This window comes from Rhizobium sp. RHZ01 (genome assembly GCF_014851595.1).
Taxonomy (GTDB): domain Bacteria; phylum Pseudomonadota; class Alphaproteobacteria; order Rhizobiales; family Rhizobiaceae; genus Rhizobium; species Rhizobium altiplani.
The window spans coordinates 184,784-199,637 of record NZ_JACUZZ010000005.1 but is presented as its reverse complement, the minus strand read 5'-3'; the positions used below and the strand labels follow the sequence as shown (position 1 = coordinate 199,637).

21 protein-coding genes are annotated in these 14,854 nt (G+C 61.2%); 10 read left to right on the top strand and 11 right to left on the bottom strand.

The window, feature by feature from the left end:
• Positions 1-42 precede the first annotated feature (42 nt).
• Together IB248_RS08505 and IB248_RS08500 are read left to right on the top strand one after the other, a co-directional pair.
• Positions 43-609, top strand: coding sequence for an XRE family transcriptional regulator (locus IB248_RS08505; protein ID WP_169679558.1), 567 nt, complete (start codon positions 43-45; stop codon positions 607-609).
• Positions 610-630: 21 nt separating this feature from the next.
• Positions 631-1,152 (top strand): GNAT family N-acetyltransferase, encoded by a 522-nt coding sequence (locus IB248_RS08500; protein ID WP_018859752.1) that lies wholly within the window; start codon positions 631-633, stop codon positions 1,150-1,152.
• Between the two features lie 8 nt (positions 1,153-1,160).
• On the opposite strand, the gene IB248_RS08495 is transcribed toward IB248_RS08500, so the two are convergent.
• The 3 genes from IB248_RS08495 to IB248_RS08485 all read right to left on the bottom strand — a co-directional run bounded on the left by IB248_RS08495 (position 1,161) and on the right by IB248_RS08485 (position 3,370).
• A complete protein-coding gene (locus IB248_RS08495; protein WP_026372130.1) occupies positions 1,161-1,628 on the bottom strand; it encodes a truncated hemoglobin in 468 nt (155 codons plus the stop codon).
• A 94-nt stretch (positions 1,629-1,722) separates the two neighbouring features.
• Complete coding sequence (locus IB248_RS08490) at positions 1,723-2,559, bottom strand: carbon-nitrogen hydrolase family protein (protein WP_192240704.1); 837 nt, start codon at positions 2,557-2,559, stop codon at positions 1,723-1,725.
• Positions 2,560-2,656: 97 nt separating this feature from the next.
• The gene (locus IB248_RS08485) at positions 2,657-3,370 is read right to left on the bottom strand and encodes an LssY C-terminal domain-containing protein (RefSeq protein WP_192240703.1); all 714 of its coding nucleotides are present in this window, start codon (positions 3,368-3,370) and stop codon (positions 2,657-2,659) included.
• Positions 3,371-3,529: 159 nt separating this feature from the next.
• On the opposite strand from IB248_RS08485, the gene recF reads away from it, so the two are divergent.
• From recF to IB248_RS08470, 3 genes are read left to right on the top strand one after another with little or no spacing between them, the layout of a single operon-like run.
• Entirely contained in the window at positions 3,530-4,654 is a 1,125-nt protein-coding gene (gene recF, locus IB248_RS08480) for a DNA replication/repair protein RecF (protein ID WP_192240702.1), read from the top strand.
• On the top strand, positions 4,651-5,475 hold the full coding sequence (locus IB248_RS08475; protein WP_192240701.1) for a molybdopterin-synthase adenylyltransferase MoeB: 825 nt from the start codon (positions 4,651-4,653) through the stop codon (positions 5,473-5,475). The genes recF and IB248_RS08475 overlap by 4 nt, the downstream gene beginning before the upstream one ends.
• A complete protein-coding gene (locus tag IB248_RS08470; RefSeq protein WP_025659715.1) occupies positions 5,472-5,945 on the top strand; it encodes a GNAT family N-acetyltransferase in 474 nt (157 codons plus the stop codon). Before IB248_RS08475 ends, IB248_RS08470 begins: the two co-directional genes overlap by 4 nt.
• Here IB248_RS08470 and IB248_RS08465 read toward each other — a convergent pair.
• Positions 5,942-6,943: a D-glycerate dehydrogenase gene (locus IB248_RS08465; RefSeq protein WP_018859759.1), complete on the bottom strand. Its 1,002-nt coding sequence runs from the start codon at positions 6,941-6,943 to the stop codon at positions 5,942-5,944. The genes IB248_RS08470 and IB248_RS08465 overlap by 4 nt on opposite strands.
• Before the next feature lie 181 nt (positions 6,944-7,124).
• Here IB248_RS08465 and IB248_RS08460 point away from each other — a divergent pair, with 181 nt between their 5' ends.
• A complete protein-coding gene (locus tag IB248_RS08460; protein WP_018859760.1) occupies positions 7,125-7,664 on the top strand; it encodes an SH3 domain-containing protein in 540 nt (179 codons plus the stop codon).
• On the opposite strand, the gene IB248_RS08455 is transcribed toward IB248_RS08460, so the two are convergent.
• The 4 genes from IB248_RS08455 to IB248_RS08440 all read right to left on the bottom strand — a co-directional run bounded on the left by IB248_RS08455 (position 7,657) and on the right by IB248_RS08440 (position 10,213).
• Entirely contained in the window at positions 7,657-8,649 is a 993-nt protein-coding gene (locus IB248_RS08455) for an adenosine kinase (RefSeq protein WP_018859761.1), read from the bottom strand. The genes IB248_RS08460 and IB248_RS08455 overlap by 8 nt on opposite strands.
• A gap of 170 nt (positions 8,650-8,819) precedes the next feature.
• Complete coding sequence (locus IB248_RS08450; protein ID WP_083929923.1) at positions 8,820-9,059, bottom strand: hypothetical protein; 240 nt, start codon at positions 9,057-9,059, stop codon at positions 8,820-8,822.
• Between the two features lie 352 nt (positions 9,060-9,411).
• Positions 9,412-9,951: a hypothetical protein gene (locus tag IB248_RS08445; protein WP_018859763.1), complete on the bottom strand. Its 540-nt coding sequence runs from the start codon at positions 9,949-9,951 to the stop codon at positions 9,412-9,414.
• Positions 9,952-10,003: 52 nt separating this feature from the next.
• Positions 10,004-10,213 carry a cold-shock protein gene (locus IB248_RS08440; RefSeq protein ID WP_018859764.1) on the bottom strand — a complete coding sequence of 70 codons (210 nt, stop codon included), beginning with the start codon at positions 10,211-10,213 and terminating at the stop codon, positions 10,004-10,006.
• A 298-nt stretch (positions 10,214-10,511) separates the two neighbouring features.
• Between IB248_RS08440 and IB248_RS08435 the strand changes: the two genes are divergently transcribed.
• Entirely contained in the window at positions 10,512-10,748 is a 237-nt protein-coding gene (locus IB248_RS08435; RefSeq protein ID WP_156828811.1) for a hypothetical protein, read from the top strand.
• A complete protein-coding gene (locus tag IB248_RS08430) occupies positions 10,706-11,653 on the top strand; it encodes an AEC family transporter (RefSeq protein WP_113471376.1) in 948 nt (315 codons plus the stop codon). Before IB248_RS08435 ends, IB248_RS08430 begins: the two co-directional genes overlap by 43 nt.
• A 59-nt stretch (positions 11,654-11,712) precedes the next feature.
• Here the strand turns inward: IB248_RS08430 and IB248_RS08425 are convergent, their stop codons facing one another.
• On the bottom strand, positions 11,713-12,288 hold the full coding sequence (locus IB248_RS08425; RefSeq protein WP_018859766.1) for a cytochrome c family protein: 576 nt from the start codon (positions 12,286-12,288) through the stop codon (positions 11,713-11,715).
• A 154-nt stretch (positions 12,289-12,442) separates the two neighbouring features.
• On the opposite strand from IB248_RS08425, the gene IB248_RS08420 reads away from it, so the two are divergent.
• Positions 12,443-13,198: a 3-deoxy-manno-octulosonate cytidylyltransferase gene (locus IB248_RS08420; RefSeq protein WP_018859767.1), complete on the top strand. Its 756-nt coding sequence runs from the start codon at positions 12,443-12,445 to the stop codon at positions 13,196-13,198.
• A 10-nt stretch (positions 13,199-13,208) separates the two neighbouring features.
• A complete protein-coding gene (locus IB248_RS08415; protein WP_018859768.1) occupies positions 13,209-14,069 on the top strand; it encodes a prephenate dehydratase in 861 nt (286 codons plus the stop codon).
• A 35-nt stretch (positions 14,070-14,104) separates the two neighbouring features.
• Here IB248_RS08415 and IB248_RS08410 read toward each other — a convergent pair whose 3' ends face one another.
• Both IB248_RS08410 and IB248_RS08405 read right to left on the bottom strand, forming a co-directional pair.
• The gene (locus IB248_RS08410) at positions 14,105-14,473 is read right to left on the bottom strand and encodes a VOC family protein (protein WP_018855404.1); all 369 of its coding nucleotides are present in this window, start codon (positions 14,471-14,473) and stop codon (positions 14,105-14,107) included.
• Positions 14,474-14,576: 103 nt separating this feature from the next.
• Positions 14,577-14,804, bottom strand: coding sequence for a hypothetical protein (locus IB248_RS08405; RefSeq protein WP_169679552.1), 228 nt, complete (start codon positions 14,802-14,804; stop codon positions 14,577-14,579).
• Positions 14,805-14,854: the final 50 nt, after the last annotated feature.

Below are 14,854 nucleotides of genomic sequence, written 5' to 3'. Positions count from 1 at the left end.
CAGATCGTGAAAGTCTATTATAATAGAAAATCGGATCCAATGATGGAACAAGAACTCGAAACGGCGATCGGCCTTCGCATCCGCAGACTGCGGATCGAGCGGAATTTGACGCTGGAAGACCTGGCCAACGCCTCCGGCGTCAGCCGGGCGATGATCTCCCGCATCGAGCGCGGCGAAGCGAGCCCGACGGCCCCGCTCCTCGCCAGGATTTGCGCAGCGCTCGGCCTGTCGCTGTCGGCCTTCTTTGCCGAGGACGGCGAGGTCTCGCCGCTGTCGCGCCGTCAGGACCAGCAGGTCTGGCGGGATCCGGAGACCGGTTACGTCAGGCGCTCCGTCTCCCCGCCGGGAGCCGCTTCGTCTGTCGATATCGTCGATGTCGAATTCCCGCCAGGCGGTCGCGTTAGTTTCCCGCCGCACGCAGCCAGCAACGGCATGACACAGCATGTCTGGCTGTTCGATGGCGAAATGGAAATGACGACGGGCGACACCGTCTACCGACTGCTGCCTGGCGACTGCCTGTTCTTGCCGGTCGGCGAAGGCCATGTTTTTCATAACCCCGGCAACATTCCCGCCCGCTATTGCGTCGTACTCGATCGGCGCGGGCGCTAATTCATTTCAGGAGAAAAAGTGATGACAGCTACGATCCGCCTTCTTGATGCGGCAGAAGCCCGTGCGGCGATCCCCGACCTCTGCGACGTGCTGACCGATTGCGTCAACGGCGGCGCCTCGGTCGGCTTCATGCAGCCTTATGGGAACGCGGATGCCGAGCCTTACTGGCAGGGCGTCGCCGATGCCGTCGCGTCCGGTGCAACGCTGCTCCTCGTGGCGGAGATCGACGGCAGAGCCGTTGGCACGGTGCAGGTCGGTGCCGCACAGATGCCGAATCAGCCGCATCGCGGCGATCTGAAGAAGCTATTGGTGCATCGCTCGGCCCGGGGCAAGGGCCTTGCACGTCTGCTGATGGATGCTGCGGAACGAGAAGCCGCCGTCCGCGGCAAGACGCTCCTCGTGCTTGACACGGCAACCGGCAGCGATGCCGAGGCGATCTACCCCAGGCTGGGCTGGGAGCCGGTCGGTGTCATCCCGGATTATGCGCTGTGGCCGGAGGGCGGCCTCTGCGCCACCACATTTTTCTACAAGCGTGTCGCCTGAAGTGGCGCTCAGGCGGGTTTGGCCTGGGGCGCGTCGAGTGCTGGATTGTAGAACAGCGATAGCGTCAGGCTCTTGGCGATGCGTTCAGCGGTCGTCATGAACCAGGCCTTGGCCTCAGGGTTCGGCGCGATATCGCTGAGCGTCGCGGAAAACAGTGCCAGCCATTGCGGGAAGAGATCGGGCGTCAGGTTCGCGACGCCCGTGTGCGCCTGCACCGGCTTGCCGCCATAAGCGCCGTTGCGAAAGGCAATTGATGACCAGAAGCTCTTCATCTTCTGCATATGGTCGGACCAGCGGCCGGAAAGCCGGGCATCAAACACGGGTCCAAGCGTCGCATGCTGCAGCACACGGGCGTAGAACGTCTCGACCAACCGATCGATGAACGCCTCGTCGACGCCCATCGCCTTCATCTCGGCTTCGGCACGCTCGCGTATGGCGGCGACATGTGCCGCGCGGCCCTGAATTTCTGTATCCATCGTCAACTCCGGCGCGTCGCAATCCGCGACAGCGCTCATATAGGCCATCTGCGTCTCGAGATGAAGGGACCGCGACGCAAGGCAGCATTGCGCGTCAGTAGCCGCTTCTGTCTTCGCTTCGGGGATCGTCCGCCATCCTCTCGCGATAGATATCACCCTGTCGCGCCTTGAGGCGCCACGGTCGGGCCTTCTGCAGCGGAATGTCGTATGCCGGGTCGTCTCGGTTCAACACCGCGGTTGCCAGGCCTGGTTCGGGAGTGGCAGCACACTGCGCCACCCATTTTCCATCCGGGCCGATGATGCTGGCCGGCCCCTTGGCGGCCTTCTGCACCGGCGTTGCAGCGCCGATCCAGATGCAGTTCAGCCCCGCATGCGCGCGCAGCGCAACCTGGAAATATTCGGGAATGCCATAGGAGGAGAAGAGCACGGCATCGACGCCGAGATTGGCATACTCCTGGAATACCTCCGGAAAGGTAGCTTCGATGCAGATCGCGCAACCGAATCGGTAGCCGTTGATATCGAAAGTGATCGGCGCGGTGCCGGGAGAGTACCAGCCGCCAAGTTCGCTGTTCGACAGAAACCTCTTGTCATAGCGGGTAAGCAGCGCTCCGGTTTCGGAAAAGACATACAGGCTGTTGTGCGGGGGGTAGCCCTCCGCCAGCCGATGTGCTCCGCCGACAACCGCAAAGATGCGAAGATCACCACAGAGATCGGCGATTGCCCGAAGCTCGGCCTCCTGCTGCCGCCAATCGAAGCTGGCCCAGTCCTCGGGATGCAGGATCTGCGATTTCGAATATCCCGAAAGTGCGCCTTCGCAGAAATTGATGACCCGCGCGCCATCAGCAGCGGTGGCCGCAATCATGCTCCGGATTGTTCGGCCATTCGCGGTAATGTCAGGCGAAACGATGGTCTGTGCTGCGGCTATCTTCAACGGCGCACCTCTCGCGATTCGGCCCGCATTTTTCAACTATTCGACGCTATTTGGAACCGCAAATTGGCGACGATGAAGGTGCGCGAGGCGAAGCGCGTTAAGGGGCGCCGACAGCGCGCAGCACGCCGATCAGCGCCTTTCCATCGGTGAAATAGGGATCGCCGCCACCGTTGCGGCCGGTCCTCGTGGCGCCGATGCCCGCGATCTCGTAAGTCGACGACAATTGCCCGGCTGCCTGAAGATCGCCGATAACAAGATCTCGCTCAGCGTCGACATCAGGCGCGATGTGATGGGTGATCTGGCCGGTATCGTGGCTGAAGCCTACCCCGCGATCAAAACTCGCCGATCCAAGCCACAGCGGTTGCCCATCTGCACCGCTGCTCTTGGTTTGCCAGAAACGGACGTGGTGGCGCTCGTCGGCGCTCTTGCCCACGGCCTTTTCAAATGCCAGATCCTGCTGGCGGCCCTCGAACAGCAATGGGCTCACGGGAGCGTCGAGGTCGGGCCGATCGAGCACGACGCTCAAGCCGATTTCGGCTGATGTCCACAGCGTGATCTTGTCGGCCGGGTCCCACCCAGCCGATGCAAATGCCCGAAGCACGTTCTCCTTCGAACCGACGAGCCCAACATTGATGGGGTCGCCGGGAATATCCTGCTTGGTGGTCGTCACCATTGGACCGAATTCCGCAATACGGCTGGCGTCGCGATGGATCCATATTTCGGGAATGAGGAAATAAGTGACAAGCAGATAGGCGACCAACAAGACCGCCACACCGCCGATTGCCATCCGTGTTTTCGTCAAACGTCTCATCGAAGTCCCCCCAACCTCGACGTCATCATACGATTCTCCGGTCATGTGGCCAATATCCAGGTGCGCACCCATGCATCATCGGCATCCCGACTACACCCGCACCCTTGCCATCCGGCCCCGTTGCGCTTAGCTCTCGGGCACCACGAATCCGGATATCGAATGCCGCACAAGGTCTCCCTGTCCCGTCTCAAGCTGACCGACTTTCGCAACTATGCGTCTGTCTCGCTGTCGCTCGACGGTCGGCATGTGGTGCTGACGGGGGACAATGGCGCCGGCAAGACCAATCTGATGGAGGCCGTATCCTTCCTGTCGCCGGGCCGCGGCCTGCGTCGTGCCACCTATGGCGATGTCACCCGTGTCGGTGCGACGGCCGGATTTTCGATCTTCGCGGAGCTCGATGGCATAGAAGGCGAGGTGGAAATCGGCACGGGTGTCGATACCACCGACGACAGCATTTCCCGCCGCCTGCGGATCAACGGCACGCCTGCAAAGTCGGCCGATGAACTGACCGACCATCTCCGTCTCCTGTGGCTGACGCCCTCGATGGATGGCCTCTTCACCGGTGGTTCGTCCGAGCGCCGCCGTTTCCTTGATCGGCTCGTGCTGTCGCTCGATCCGGCCCATGGCCGCCGTGCCAGCGATTTCGAGCGCGCCATGCGCAGCCGCAACAAGCTGCTCGACGAGCGTCGCTTCGATCCCGCCTGGCTCTCCGGCCTCGAACAGCAGATGGCAAGCCTCGGCATTGCCATGGCGATGGCACGCCAGGAGATGCTCGGTCTTCTTGCCCGCCTCATCGACGAGACGCGCGAAACCTCGCCCTTTCCCGCCGCTGCGCTGGAGCTTGCGGGCTTTATGGATGGTCAGGTCTCGCGCCCCGCCGTTGATCTTGAGGATGACTATGCGGCTATGCTTGCCGAGAGCCGCTACCGCGATGCCGCGGCCGGCCGCACGCTCGACGGCCCCCATCGCGCAGATCTGCTTGTCTGCCACCGGCAAAAGCAGATGGAAGCATCGCGCTGTTCCACCGGCGAGCAGAAGGCGCTGCTGGTCGGACTGATTCTTGCCCATGCCCGTCTGGTGGCTAATCTCACGGGCCATGCGCCGATTCTCTTGCTTGATGAGATTGCCGCGCATCTCGACGAAGGCAGGCGTGCTGCGCTTTTCGACCTCATTGACGCGCTCGGCGGCCAGGCCTTCATGACAGGCACGGACTGCGCCATGTTTTCCGCTCTCGGCGAGCGCGCGCAATTCTTCACCGTCGCCGATGGAAAGGTTTTCGAATGACCGATGCCGCTTCCTCCTCAACCAAAGGCCATGCTAGCATCGCGCCCATGGAACCGCTCAGCCCGGAAGAAATCGCGCGGTATCAGCGCCATATCCTGCTTCCCGAGATCGGTGGCGCAGGCCAGCAGAAACTGAAATCCGCCCGCGTGCTTGTCATCGGTGCCGGTGGGCTGGGAGCGCCGGTCCTGCAATATCTCGCAGCCGCCGGCGTCGGCACGCTCGGTATCGCCGATGACGACCGCGTTTCGCTTTCCAACCTGCAGCGGCAGGTGATCCACGATTCCGGCACGATCGGCGAACTGAAGACGCAGAGCGCCGCCTTAGCGATTGCAAGGTTGAACCCGCACGTCAACGTGATCCGCTTCGAAGAGCGCTTCTCGCCTGACACGGCGCGCCGCCATCTCTCAGGCTTCGATCTGCTGATCGACGGCTCCGACAATTTTGATACGCGCTATACGGCGGCCGACGCTGCCGAGACTGCGCAAATCCCCTTGGTGACAGGCGCGGTTGGTCGCTTCGATGGCTCCATCACAGTGCTCAAGCCCTACGAAACGGTGGAGGATGGCACACCGAACCCAACCTATCGCGATCTCTTCCCCGAGAAGCCGCCGGCGGGTCTGATCCCGGCCTGTGCGGAGACCGGCATCATCGGTGCGCTGACCGGCGTGATCGGCACGCTGATGGCAATGGAAGCGATCAAGCTCGTCACCGGCACGGGCGAACCGCTGATTGGACGGCTGCTGCTCTATGATGCGCTTGCCGCCCGCTTCGACACGATCCGCTACAAGAGGCGTCGCCAGAAACAGAGCCCGGCGTCATGAACATCATTCGGATCGATGAAGACTTTCAACGCTGGGAGGAGTTGCTGGCGCTAGTCCTGTCGTCGTTCGCCTATATGAACGACCGGATCGATCCGCCATCCTCCGCCTTGAAGCTCACGCCGACGACGCTTGCCGATAAGGCGCGTTCTGAAATCGCCTATGCGGCAATGGAAGGCGATGCTTTATGTGGCTGCGTCTTTCTGCGACCAGAAGAAGCCTGCCTCTATGTCGGCAAGCTGGCGATCGCGCCCGACGCGCAGGGCCGGGGTATCGGCCGTCGGCTGCTGGCGGTCTCGGAAGAGGTGGCGCGGTCCCACTCCCTGCCATCACTGAGGCTCGAAACGCGCATCGAGCTTGTCGAAAACCACGATGTCTTTATCCGCTGGGGATTTGAGAAGACTGCTGAAAATGCCCATCCCGGATTCACCAGGACGACATCGATCGAGATGCGCAAGCCTGTTCCGGCCTAGCGGCCCGGCAGCACGCGGTTCGGCGGGCGATGGCCATCGATAAAGGTGCGGATGTTGATGATCACCTTGTCGCCCATGTCGATGCGGCCTTCGATCGTCGCCGAGCTCATGTGCGGCAAAAGTACGACCTTGCCTTCATTTGCGAGCTTGACGAGCTTCGGATTGACCGCCGGTTCATTCTCGAAGACGTCGAGACCGGCGCCCGCCAGCTTTCCCTCCCGCAGACTCTTGATCAGTGCCGCTTCGTCGATCACGTCGCCGCGGGCGGTGTTGACGAGGTAGGCCGTCGGCTGCAGCAGCGCCAGACGGCGGGCCGACAACAGATGGAACGTTGCCGGTGTCGAGGGGCAATTGACAGAAACGATGTCGACGCGGGCGAGCATCTGGTCGAGGCTCTCCCAGTAGGTCGCCTCCAGCTCATCTTCGGTCGCCGGGTTGACGCGCTTGCGGTTGTGATAGTGGATCGAGAGGCCGAAAGCCTTGGCGCGGCGCGCAACGGCGGTCCCGATCCGCCCCATGCCGACGATGCCGATGCGCTTGCCGTGGATCCGTCGCCCGAGCATCCAGGTCGGCGACCAGCCGGGCCACTCGCCGGGATGGTCGGTCAGCACCCGCGCGCCTTCACCCAAGCGGCGTGGAACGGCGAGGATCAGCGCCATGGTCATGTCGGCGGTGTCTTCGGTCAGCACGTTCGGCGTATTGGTGACGGTGATGCCTTTGCGAGCCGCCGCCTCGACGTCGATGTGATCGGTGCCGTTCGAGAAGCTGGCGATCAATTTCAGCTGCGGCCCGGCCTCCTCGATCACCGTGGCATCGATCCGGTCGGTGACGGTCGGAACGAGCACGTCGGCGCTTTTGACGGCGGCGATCAGCTCGGCTTTGGAGCGCGGTGCATCGTCGATATTGAGTTCCGCGTCGAAGAGTTCGCGCATGCGCGTCTCGACCGCATCGGGCAGCTTCCGCGTGATGTAGACCTTCGGTTTTTTCTTCGTCGTCATGTGCGCCGGCGCTAACTTGTTCAGAGGTCCTTAACCAAGACGCGGGATAATTTTCCCGTTCCGGGGAATTTCTACCAGACCCGCGCGCGAAGACAAACAAAACTCGCTCAGCGTGCGCAGGAATGTCGAATTCCCGGAATCAGGCAGCAGTCCTGCCCTCCTCTGAGCAAACGGAAGTCCCATGCATAGCAAAGTCCTGAAATCTTGCCTCGCCCTTGCGATCGGTTTCGTGCTTTCTGCGGGAACGGCTGAAATGGCCTCCGCACAGGCTGCAAAGGGACCGAGTGGCCTGCCGCTGCCGCGCTTCGTCACGCTCAAGTCCAAGCGCGTCAACCTGCGCATCGGCCCTGGCACCGACTATGCGGCCTCATGGATGTATCTGAAGGCCGGCCTGCCGGTCGAAATCATTCAGGAATACGACAACTGGCGCCAGATCCGCGATGCCGACGGCACCGAGGGTTGGGTCAACCAATCGCTGCTGTCGGGCTCGCGTGCGGCAATCGCCGCCCCGTGGATGAAGGGCAAGGGTAAGTCTGTCTACGTCAACATGCGCCGCGATGCCCAGCCGTCGGCAAGCGTCGTCGCCAAGCTCGAGCCCGGCGTCATGATGAACATCGGCGAGTGCAATGGCGACTGGTGCTTTGCCAAGATAGACGGCGCCGAAGGATGGGTGGCGCAGTCGGAAATCTGGGGCGCTTATCCAGGCGAAGCCTTTAAATAAGGTTCGCCTGCTTGCCGGCCTCGGCCAGCGACTTCATCGGCCGCGGGCCGATCTGCTGGATCACGATGCCAGCCGCGAGGCAGCCGAGCTTGCCGCAGTCTTCCAGCGTCCGACCCTGTGTGTAGCCATAGAGGAAGCCGGCGGCAAAGAGATCGCCCGCGCCTGTGGTGTCGACCAGTTCCCTGATCTTGATAGCATCCACGTAGAAGCGCTCGCTGCCCTTGAGAATCACGGCGCCGTTCTCGCTCATCGTTACGGCCGCGATCTTGCAGTCCTTGGCGATAAGGATCAGCGCTTCTTCGAAGTCGTCGGTTTCATAGAGCGCCAGCGCTTCCTGACGATTGGCGAAGACGATGTCGACGGTGCCGGAGCGCATCAGGTCGAGGAATTCGCCGCGATAGCGGTTGACGCAGAAGCTGTCGGAAAGCGTCATCGACATCTCACGGCCGTTCTCGTGGGCGATACGGGCGCATTCGCGGATCGCTTCCTTGGCGCGCGGCGGATCCCAGAGGTAGCCTTCGAAATAGGTGACCTTGGACTGGGCGACGACATCGGCCTCGACGTCTTCGGGCCCGAGCTCGACGCAGGCGCCGAGGTAGGTATTCATCGAGCGTTCGCCGTCTTCGGTGACGAAGATCATCGAGCGCGCGGTCGGCGGGAATGTCCCCTTCGGCTGTGTCTGATAGTGAACACCCTGCGCATGGATATCGTGCGCGAAGATTTCGCCGAGCTGGTCTTCCGCGACCTTGCCGAAATAGGCGGCCTTGCCGCCGAAGCTCGCCACACCCGCGGCCGTGTTGCCGGCGCTGCCGCCGGAGGCCTCCACCGCCGGTCCCATGCGCGCATAGAGAAGTTCTGCGCGCTCGGCATCGATGAGGTTCATCGCGGCCTTGGTGATCTCATTGTCAATGAGGAACTGGTCGTCGCAACGCGCGATGATATCGACGATCGCGTTGCCGACAGTCAGAACATCGAATTTGGTCATGAAAGGGAAGGTCCCGGGTTAGGTGATAGCCGGTGACCGGTCTTAGCGAATTTTCGCCGCATGGGAAGCGGAAATGCCGCTGGGCCGTCTATCTCATCGCAAAAATGCACTGTGACGGGTCAAATGTCGCCGGCCGCCCCCCCGTGACCGCGGCGTTCAAAAGGCGCGTCTCAAGCAGCGGCAGCATAGATCAGGTCGGGCTTTACGAGCCACTCGTTCTTGCGCAAGGCAGTGACATCGAGCCTGCCACGTCGATCACGACGGGCAATTCCAACAAAACGATAGCGGCTGCCCCTGGTGTCGACTACGCGAGCGGGGATCGGTGTGCCGTCGATATGGCCGATAACCGGTCCGTCGGAAAGTGCGCCGTTGAGGAAGAAATACTCATGGGGGAGGTTCCTGCTTACCATCCTAATTTACTATCTTTCGTCGTTTGGTCGTGTGCCCTGCGCAGCCTCGCGGGCGCGCTTTTCGTCGTCGGGGCTGGCTTTCTCCAAATGAAAGTCGCTTTTTGATGGCGACCCTGGAAAAAGACGACGTGTTTTCTTGATCTCCACGACAAATGGCTTCCTTTGGGGATGCATGTACGTTTCCTGCTGGTTGGCAAACAGGGCACGTGAATATGCCCTCGACGGGCGGCCGGGGTTCGTGACCTGTCGTCACAGGATGCGGACAAAGCCATAGCCGTTCCATTCGGACGACGGGCCTCCGACATTAAAATCTCATATCATCTGATAAGGGCGCATGGCCGACGGCGGCGAGCTAGTGTTCGATCTGCTGCTCTGCCACGGTGCTGGCGATGATCTGATCGGAACCCTTTGCATAGAGCGGGAGCGTCAAGGTGATCGCCTCGCTGCGCCCGTTGATGGTGGCGGTATATCGCTTGTAAACGCGATCCTGCCCTTGCTCTTCACCCGCCGAGACAGCGTTCACCTTCTCGACCAGCGCTTTCTCGAAAACATCCGCGTCGACGTCCCCCAGTGCCACCGTGCAGCCTTCGACGGTTTTGCCGCCGACATCCGCCCGCGAGACCACCAGCGCTTGAAAGCTCTCAGCTTCGCCGCCGCTGACGATCCATCCTTCCAGCGCTTCCGGATTCTCCATCGGGGTGAAGGTCAGCGCCATATCCTCTGCCATCGAAGGCCATTCGTCGGCTTTCGCACGCTCAGCCGTGCGCTCGAAGTCCGGGCCAGAGGAAACGCAGCTGTCGTAAAAAAATGAAAGTTTGGAACTCGCGTCATCGGCAAATGATGGCCCGGCGGCAAAGAGAATGACGAGGCAGGCAGCCAAAGTACGCTTCATGTCGTCTCCGAGCGGCGGAGTCAGTGCGGCCCTTCGGCCGCACTGACCGTTTTCAAACTTGCCGGACATTGTCGGCAGACGTTCTGCCGGTTCGACGGTCCTGCGCGACTTCGAACGCTATGCCCATTCCTTCTTTCACGGTGTCGATCCCGCCTCGTTGAGCGGCCGTGATGTGAAGAAAGACGTCGGTTCCGCCGTCATCCGGAGTGATGAATCCGAAGCCCTTGTCCTGGTTGAACCACTTGACTTTACCTGTTGGCAAAATTTACCCCCATGTTGGTCTCCCCAGCCGGCATCGGACATCGCACGATTTTGCCCGTGGGCACAAGAGCATTTGAAAATACAGCGGGACACCGCGTTGCTCTGGTGGCCGTGGCCGACTTCTGAGCTTGCGCATGCCAAGACGACACGGTTGCGTCCCACCTATAAGCGTGCGGCTGGTGGTCCCTCGCATTTCATATAGCGGGAATCCGTCATCCGCATGTCATTTCCCCGTCCTATAAGCATCCTCAATGACATTGGCATGAGCGGCTTCCGAGCGGCAGCCAATGAAGAAGGGAATGACGCCCTTCGACGATACCGGAGTAACGCTGACCACGGATGAACTGGCAGCATTGCAGACCGGCTATCCGGCAGGACCGGATGCGGAAAAGCGGGCAGAGCCCGCTTTTTTTGCTTTTATGTTTTGGCGGTTTGTCATCACGGCCGTTTTGCTGCTAGGCATGCTTATTCCCTCGCAAGGCAGCCGCATTGAATGTCAGCCATCATCTTCGACGTCCTTCCCATCTTTATCATGATCCTTATCGGCTGGCTGACCGTGAAAATACGGCTGATGAAGGCGGAGATCGGCGATGCGCTGAGCGAGTTCGTCTTCAAGATCGCCGTGCCGCTGTTGTTGTTCCGCACGATCGCCAACGCCGATTTTCACGGTGCCTCGCCCTTCCGTCTCTGGATCGCCTATTTTTCGGGCGTCGGAGTGACTTGGGTCGCGGCCCATATCGCCGCGACGCGCTTTTTCGGGCGCGATGACCGCATTGGCGTGCTTGCCGGTGTATCGTCAGCCTTCGCCAACACCATCTTCATCGGACTGCCGCTCGTTCAGCGCACGGTCGGTGACAAGGGGCTCGTGCCGCTCTCGATTCTGATCGCGGTCCATCTGCCTGTGATGATGATTATCGGAACCATCCTGATGGAGCGCGCCGAGCACAAGATCGCCGGCAAGAAGGAGCGCAGCATCGCCAAAGTGGTGCGCCAGATCGCCCACAATCTCGTCAAAAACCCGCTGGTGATCGGCTTGGCCGGCGGTGCTGCCATGCACCTGTTAGGGCTCACCATGCCGGGACCGGTAGGCGCCATAATCGATCAGATCGCCGGTGTCGCCGGGCCGGTCGCGCTGATTTCGCTCGGCATGGCGCTTGAGAAATACGGCATTTCAGGCAACGCCGGCATCGCCAGCGTCACCTCCGCCTTCAAGTTGTTGCTGTTGCCGGCCTGCGTCTGGGCGGCGAGCCATCTGGTCGGGCTTGCCAGTGACTGGACGGCGGCCCTGGTGCTGATTTCGTCGGTTCCAACGGGCGTCAACGCCTGGCTGATCGCCAACCGTTTCGGTGTCGGCCACAGCCTGGCAGCTTCGACGATCACGCTAACGACGGCGCTTGGCGCCATCTCCGTTTCGTTCTGGGCCTTTTTGCTCGGCGGCTAGGCAAAGAAAAAGCCCGGCGTCAGCCGGGCTTCGATTTTCGTCTGGAACCGAGCAGCGACTTACTGCGTCGCGCTATCCGGTGCGTTCGGATCCGGAAGCGGAACCGGCGAATCGGCCAGCGTGTGAAGGTAAAGGATGACGTTGGCGCGATCCGTGTCCTTCGGAAGACCGGCAAAGCCCATTGCCGTGCCGGCAACGTACTTCTTCGGTGCTGCCAGGAAGTGGTTCAGATGATCGAAGGTCCACTTCTCGCTGCCGCCCTTGGAGAAGTCCTTCATGCCCGACGAGTAGGCAAAGCCTTCATGCGTGGCGATCGGACGATCGACGAGACCGAAGAGGTTCGGACCAACCTTGTTCGGTCCCCCCTTGGTCGCGTCATGACAGGCCTGACACTTCTTGAAAACAGCCTCGCCAGCCTTGGCGTCCGCCTTTGCAAGTAGCTGTGCGATCGGAACGGCTGCAGCCGGTGCGGCCTCGCCGCCACCAGCGGCAGCGGCCTCTTCGGCGACGATCGCGAAACCTTCCTTCTCCGGGCTCTCCGAATGAAAAATTCCCTCCGACGCGATGGAGACGGTCATCAGAACGAAAACCGTTCCGAGCAGTGCCCCCACAGCCATATTCACGTATGAATTCATCTGCAATGCTCCCCTTGCAGCCGGCAGACATAAAACCGGACCATCTTGAAATCGCGCGGAACCTATGTCTTTTGGCTATTCGTTGCAACAGTCTAAATGGCCTGTTGCGTGAGACTTTTTGACACCTTTCCGCCCGGTTTAGAAGGCCCGAACAATGACCAGTCCAAATTTAGATGACGTGCTCGTGCTGATCCCGGCCCGCATGGCATCGACCCGTCTTCCAGGCAAGCCGCTCGCCGATATTTGCGGGCTGCCGATGATCGTGCAGGTGGCGCTGCGGGCGAAGGAAGCCGAAATTGGCCGCGTCGTTGTCGCGGTTGATGACCAACAGGTCCATGATGTCGTGGCCGCGGCAGGCTTTGAAGTCATCATGACCAGCAAGGATCATCAGTCCGGTTCGGATCGCATTTACGAGGCGCTCATGAAGGTGGATCCGGAGGGGAAAGCCAAGTTCGTCGTCAACGTGCAGGGCGATCTGCCGACGATCGAGCCGGAAACCGTTCGCGCCGCGCTGCGCCCGCTGGAGGATCCGAGCGTCGACATCGCAACACTGACGATCGAGATCGAGGACGAGGCCGACAAGACGGCACCGCATATCGTCAAGGTCGTCGGCTCGCCGATCTCGGAAAGCCGCCTGAAGGCGCTCTACTTCACCCGCACGACGGCACCCTACGGTGATGGACCGCTTTATCACCATATCGGCCTCTATGCTTACCGCCGCTCGGCCTTGGAGCGTTTCGTTACGCTCGGACCATCGGTCTTGGAAAAGCGCGAGTCGCTGGAGCAGCTGCGCGCGCTGGAAGCCGGCATGCGCATCGATGTCGAGATCGTTGACACGGTTCCGCTCGGTGTCGATACTCCCGCCGACCTTGAAAAGGCGCGGCGCATTCTCTCCGCAAGAACGAAGTGACGGATTTTCCATGAACATCACCACCAACAGGATCGCCTTCCAGGGTGAGTTCGGCGCGAACTCCGACATGGCGTGCCGTGACATGTTTCCGACCATGGAGCCGCTGCCGTGCCAGACGTTCGAGGATGCCTTCGTGGCGGTCGAGAATGGCGATGCCGATATCGGAATGATCCCGATCGAGAACACGATCGCTGGCCGCGTCGCCGACATTCATCACTTGCTGCCGGAGTCGCGCCTGCACATCATCGGCGAGTATTTCATGCCGATCCGCTTCCAGTTGATGGTGCTCCCGGGCGTCACCAAGGATGAGATCCGCACGGTTCACAGCCACATCCACGCCCTTGGGCAGTGCCGCAAGATCGTGCGTTCGCACGGCTGGAAGCCGGTGATCGCTGGCGACACGGCAGGTGCTGCAAAGCTCGTCAAGGAAACCGGGGACCGCTCGATGGCGGCGCTGGCGCCGCGCCTTGCCGCCGATCTCTACGGTCTCGACATCGTTGCCGAGAATGTCGAGGACACGGAAAACAATGTCACCCGCTTCGTCATCCTTTCACGCGACGAGGAATGGGCGCATCGCGGCTCGGCCGAGGAGAAGCTCGTCACGACGTTTGTCTTCAACGTCCGAAACATCCCGGCCGCACTCTACAAGGCGCTTGGCGGCTTTGCGACCAACACCATCAACATGACCAAGCTGGAGAGCTATCAGCTCGGCGGCAAGTTCGTCGCAACGCAGTTCTATGCTGACATTGAGGGTCACCCGAACGATCCGAATGTCCGGCGTGCATTGGAGGAGCTGCGCTTCTTTTCCGAGAAGGTGCGCATCCTCGGCGTCTACAAGGGCCACCCAATGCGGGGCCAACTGCAGAAATGAAAAAGGGCGCCTGCGGGCGCCCTTTTCTTTGTGATTTACTTGTCCGGCTCACACACCCGCAGGCGATGGCCGTCCGGGTCGAGCACGACGAAGGTCGGGCCGAAATCCATGTCCGTAAGGTCCTGCGCGATCGGCAACTGGCGCTTGCGCCAATCCTCGTAAAGCGTCGACACGCCGTTCTCGCCGGGAACCATGAAGGCGATCTCGGCGCGGCTGCCCGTAGCGGACGGCTGCGGGGTAACCTTGCTCAGCCGCCAGAGGCCGAGCGTGAAGCCGCCATCAAGCGCGAAGGCGACAAAGTTCGGGGCTTCGGCGACAGGCTCTCGGCCGAGCAAGGACCGGTAGAAACCGGCACTTGTGGCCGGGTCCTTGACGTAGAGAATGATGAGGTTCGGGCTGTTCATCGGGTCGTCCTCGTTGTGACAGGGTGGCAGGCGAAGAAACGCCGCTGCCTCGTTGGCAGCGGCGGCGGTCGGTCATGCGTCTTGGGAGTTGTGTCGTGTGCGGCTAGCCTTCGTGGCAGGGGCTGCCCCAATCGACGAAGCCGAGATCGCGTTTCTTCCACTCCGGCATGGTGTCTGGATCGAGGCGCGAACACCTGCGATGCGCCATCTGGCGCGACGCGTTCAGCATCATGCGCAGCAGCGTGGATTGCGGATATCCTGCATCGGAAGAGGTCTCGTCGACAGCATGGTTGCCGCACGTAGATCGGCTCAGGTTCAGGCTCATCATCATCGGTCCTCCTATTGGATTGGTACCGATAATAGCGCTGACCACTGTCAGTT

Excerpts from the sequence above, each read along its gene's own strand:
- IB248_RS08415 (WP_018859768.1), top strand. The coding sequence starts at position 13,209 with ATGAACATCACCACCAACAGGATCGCCTTCCAGGGTGAGTTCGGCGCG.
- IB248_RS08465 (WP_018859759.1), bottom strand. The coding sequence starts at position 6,943 with ATGACGACGAAGAAAAAACCGAAGGTCTACATCACGCGGAAGCTGCCC.
- IB248_RS08495 (WP_026372130.1), bottom strand. The coding sequence starts at position 1,628 with ATGGATACAGAAATTCAGGGCCGCGCGGCACATGTCGCCGCCATACGC.
- IB248_RS08500 (WP_018859752.1), top strand. The coding sequence starts at position 631 with ATGACAGCTACGATCCGCCTTCTTGATGCGGCAGAAGCCCGTGCGGCG.
- IB248_RS08425 (WP_018859766.1), bottom strand. The coding sequence starts at position 12,288 with ATGAATTCATACGTGAATATGGCTGTGGGGGCACTGCTCGGAACGGTT.
- IB248_RS08405 (WP_169679552.1), bottom strand. The coding sequence starts at position 14,804 with ATGATGATGAGCCTGAACCTGAGCCGATCTACGTGCGGCAACCATGCT.
- IB248_RS08430 (WP_113471376.1), top strand. The coding sequence starts at position 10,706 with ATGTCAGCCATCATCTTCGACGTCCTTCCCATCTTTATCATGATCCTT.
- IB248_RS08445 (WP_018859763.1), bottom strand. The coding sequence starts at position 9,951 with ATGAAGCGTACTTTGGCTGCCTGCCTCGTCATTCTCTTTGCCGCCGGG.
- IB248_RS08450 (WP_083929923.1), bottom strand. The coding sequence starts at position 9,059 with ATGGTAAGCAGGAACCTCCCCCATGAGTATTTCTTCCTCAACGGCGCA.
- IB248_RS08470 (WP_025659715.1), top strand. The coding sequence starts at position 5,472 with ATGAACATCATTCGGATCGATGAAGACTTTCAACGCTGGGAGGAGTTG.
- IB248_RS08505 (WP_169679558.1), top strand. The coding sequence starts at position 43 with ATGGAACAAGAACTCGAAACGGCGATCGGCCTTCGCATCCGCAGACTG.
- IB248_RS08475 (WP_192240701.1), top strand. The coding sequence starts at position 4,651 with ATGACCGATGCCGCTTCCTCCTCAACCAAAGGCCATGCTAGCATCGCG.
- recF (WP_192240702.1), top strand. The coding sequence starts at position 3,530 with ATGCCGCACAAGGTCTCCCTGTCCCGTCTCAAGCTGACCGACTTTCGC.
- IB248_RS08485 (WP_192240703.1), bottom strand. The coding sequence starts at position 3,370 with ATGAGACGTTTGACGAAAACACGGATGGCAATCGGCGGTGTGGCGGTC.
- IB248_RS08455 (WP_018859761.1), bottom strand. The coding sequence starts at position 8,649 with ATGACCAAATTCGATGTTCTGACTGTCGGCAACGCGATCGTCGATATC.
- IB248_RS08420 (WP_018859767.1), top strand. The coding sequence starts at position 12,443 with ATGACCAGTCCAAATTTAGATGACGTGCTCGTGCTGATCCCGGCCCGC.
- IB248_RS08410 (WP_018855404.1), bottom strand. The coding sequence starts at position 14,473 with ATGAACAGCCCGAACCTCATCATTCTCTACGTCAAGGACCCGGCCACA.
- IB248_RS08460 (WP_018859760.1), top strand. The coding sequence starts at position 7,125 with ATGCATAGCAAAGTCCTGAAATCTTGCCTCGCCCTTGCGATCGGTTTC.
- IB248_RS08435 (WP_156828811.1), top strand. The coding sequence starts at position 10,512 with ATGACGCCCTTCGACGATACCGGAGTAACGCTGACCACGGATGAACTG.